Origin of the sequence: Dietzia sp. Cai40 (assembly GCF_014145165.1) — a bacterium.
GTDB classification, from domain to species: Bacteria; Actinomycetota; Actinomycetes; order Mycobacteriales; family Mycobacteriaceae; genus Dietzia; species Dietzia natronolimnaea.
Map to the genome: position 1 here is coordinate 1 of NZ_JAALEB010000201.1, position 2,520 is coordinate 2,520.

Here is a 2,520-nt window from a genome sequence, read left to right on the forward strand (position 1 = left end):
GTCGCAACTCCCAGGGGCGCACGACCACCTCGTCGTCGTCGACATCCAACAGGGCCGCCAGCGCGCGGGCCCGGCGGCCGTGCCGCTGGCGATACGACCGCGCGGGATCCACGCCCCTCAGGCCGCGGATACGCTCCGCCGGGCCGATTTTCCGCATGCAACGGATCGTACTGGGCCGTAGGCTCGCCCCCATGTCACCGATGTCGCGCCACAAGCCCGACCAACACCAGGCCGACCCCCACCGGTCCGATCCCCGACACCCCGAGCCCGAGCTCACCGACGACGGTCACGTGGTCGAGCCCAGTGCCGACAACTACCGGCACGCGGCCGAGCTCGAGATCGATCGGGACTGGTACAAGTCAGCCGTGTTCTACGAGGTCCTGGTCAGGGCGTTCAACGACTCCGACGGCAACGGCACCGGGGACCTGCGCGGGCTCACCGAGAAGCTCGACTACCTGGAGTGGTTGGGGGTCGACTGCCTCTGGCTGCCGCCGTTCTACGACTCGCCGCTCCGCGACGGCGGGTACGACATCCGCGACTTCCGCGCCGTGTTGCCCGAGTTCGGGACCGTCGAGGACTTCGTCGACTTCCTCGACCAGGCGCACCAGCGGGGCATCCGGGTGATCACCGACCTGGTGATGAACCACACCTCCGACACCCACGCCTGGTTCACCGAGTCGCGGTCCGATCCGACCGGGCCGTACGGGGACTTCTACGTGTGGTCCGACGACGACACCCGGTACCCGGACGCCCGCATCATCTTCGTCGACACCGAGACCTCCAACTGGACCTACGATCCGGTGCGCGGACAGTTCTACTGGCACCGCTTCTTCTCCCACCAGCCCGACCTCAACTACGACAACCCCGAGGTCCAGGACGCGATGATCGACGTCCTGCGGTTCTGGTTGGACCTGGGGATCGACGGGTTCCGCCTGGACGCCGTGCCGTACCTGTTCGAGCGCGACGGCACCAACTGCGAGAACCTCCCCGAGACGCACGAGTTCCTGCGCAAGTGCCGGGCGGTGGTGGACGAGGAGTACCCCGGCCGGGTCCTGCTGGCCGAGGCCAACCAGTGGCCCGAGGACGTGGTGGCGTACTTCGGCGAGCCCGAGGTGGGCGACGAGTGCCACATGGCGTTCCACTTCCCGCTGATGCCCAGGATCTTCATGGCGGTGCGGCGTCAGTCCCGGTTCCCCGTCACCGAGATCCTCGCGCACACCCCCGACATCCCGTCCTCCGCCCAGTGGGGCATCTTCCTGCGCAACCACGACGAGCTCACGCTCGAGATGGTGACGGACGAGGAACGCGACTACATGTACGCGGAGTACGCCAAGGACCCGCGGATGAAGGCCAACATCGGCATCCGCCGCCGCCTGGCCCCGCTGCTCGACGGCGACCACAACCAGCTGGAGCTGTTCTCGGCGCTGCTGCTCAGCCTGCCCGGGTCCCCGGTGCTGTACTACGGCGACGAGATCGGCATGGGTGACAACATCTGGCTGGGCGACCGCGACGCCGTGCGCACGCCGATGCAGTGGAGCCCCGACCGCAACGCCGGGTTCTCCCGGTGCGACCCGGGCCGGCTCTACCTCCCGGTGATCATGGACCCGCAGTACGGCTACCAGGGCGTCAACGTGGAGGCGCAGCTCAACTCCACCGCCAGCCTGCTGCACTGGACGCGACGCATGATCCACGTGCGCAAGAGCCATCCGGCGTTCGGGCGCGGCGAGTTCACCGATCTGGGTGGGTCCAACCCGAGCATCCTGGCCTATCTCCGGACGATGGGGGCCCCGGACGAGGACCCAGGGGCGGACGTGATCCTGTGCGTCAACAATCTCTCGAGGTTCCCGCAGGCCGTGCGCCTGGACCTCTCGGAGTTCGCCGGTCGACGGCCCACCGAGCTCACCGGCGGGGTCCCGTTCCCCGAGATCGACGCCGACCCGTACCAGCTCACCCTGCCCGGCTACGGCTTCTACTGGCTCGAGCTGCGCAGTCCCACGGACACCCCGGCATGAGAGGCGCGGCATGAGCATCACCCCCGTCGACGACGACGCCATGGTCAGGTTGCTGACCGAGTGGCTCCCCGGACAACGCTGGTTCGCGGGAAAGGGCCGGCGACTGTCGGCGGTGCGGATCGCCCGGCGGGCGGTGCTGCTCGACCACGTCGACGTCCTGGTGGAGCACCTGCTGGTGGACGTGGAGGTGGACGGGCGACCACAGCGCTATCAGGTCCCACTGGCCACCGCGCGGACCCTGCCGGACGACCGCCGGACACTCCCCCTGACCCCCGACGGCGCCTCACCGGTGGTCTACGACGGACTGCGTGATCCGCGCGGGACCGAGTCACTGGTGTCGCACCTCTCCGCGCAGGACGAGGTGGGAGGGCTGCGGTTCCGCCTGGTCCCGGGCGCTCCCGCCCCCGAGCCCGCCCGGGGCAGGTTGCTCGAGGGCGAGCAGTCCAACTCGTCCCTGGTGTTCGGCGACGACCTCATGGTCAAGGTGTTCCGACTGGTCCAACCCGGC

General features: G+C 69.0%; 1 protein-coding gene and 1 pseudogene. Both read left to right on the forward strand.

The features are described from left to right. Positions 1-200: 200 nt before the first annotated feature. Positions 201-2,012 (forward strand): maltose alpha-D-glucosyltransferase, encoded by a 1,812-nt coding sequence (gene treS, locus G6022_RS08650; RefSeq protein ID WP_182639759.1) that lies wholly within the window; start codon positions 201-203, stop codon positions 2,010-2,012. Positions 2,013-2,022: 10 nt separating this feature from the next. Continuing rightward, positions 2,023-2,520, forward strand: a pseudogene (locus tag G6022_RS08655) (hypothetical protein); the annotation flags it as partial.

Excerpts from the sequence above, each read along its gene's own strand:
- treS (WP_182639759.1), top strand. The coding sequence starts at position 201 with ATGTCGCGCCACAAGCCCGACCAACACCAGGCCGACCCCCACCGGTCC.